This is a genomic window from Vibrio sp. YT-19(2023) (assembly GCF_033337395.1).
In genome coordinates, this window is record NZ_JAWOQN010000438.1 from 1 (window position 1) to 733 (window position 733).

The window sequence follows — 733 nt, forward strand, 5'->3', positions numbered from 1 at the left end:
GCCCATCTGGTGGTAGGTTTGACCTCTTTGCATCATACGGTGATACAAAGCGCCTTTTCCTTTCGCAAGCTGGATTGCTCCGAACCGAAGGTAGAACTGCGCTGCACTACCGGGCGTATAATGTCCCTTTAGTACAGACTCCCTTAGTCGCGGGTATTCGTTCCAGATGATGAACGCAGCGGAGTCGGGATCGACTTTCACTTCATCATCTTCTGCGAAGCAAACCACCCTTCTCTTTCCGTCTGCGGTATTGATCACTTGCGCTGCCAACGGGTCATCCCCGCCGTCAAAGTAAGCCATTTCCGCTAACGGATCGGCCAAGCCATCAGAAAGCGAACCATCGCCCCAGCGACCAACCTTCAACCACAATGGCTTCGGAATTGGTGACTGAGGAACGGTTTCACACTGCGGCTCGTCTTCCAGCAAGTCCAGATCACCCATCGACCAAACCCTGTGGTAAATCTCCAGGGCATGGAAAGGCTTATCATTGAAATGATGGAAGGCCCACATGAAGTCGATATGGACTAAAGCCTCTTCCGATATGATCCGGAATTGTGGCTCTGCCATTCGACGGTTCCAGTCGTTATCCTCTGCTTGACCAGTAGCCAGCTTGTATGCCAGCTCATCAGCTCTCTTTTGCTCCATGTAGTCCATGCTGCAACAGACATGAAGCAATCGTTCTAGGAAAACAGGACTGTAAACGTCCGGCTGTATTTTGATGTATCCGCCCTCG

The 733-nt window shown here is 51.4% G+C and carries 1 pseudogene; it reads right to left on the bottom strand.

Annotated features, from left to right (window positions below):
• Positions 1–441 (bottom strand): annotated as a pseudogene (locus tag R7E78_RS26385) (phosphoadenosine phosphosulfate reductase); the annotation flags it as partial.
• Between the last annotated feature and the right edge of the window lie 292 nt (positions 442–733).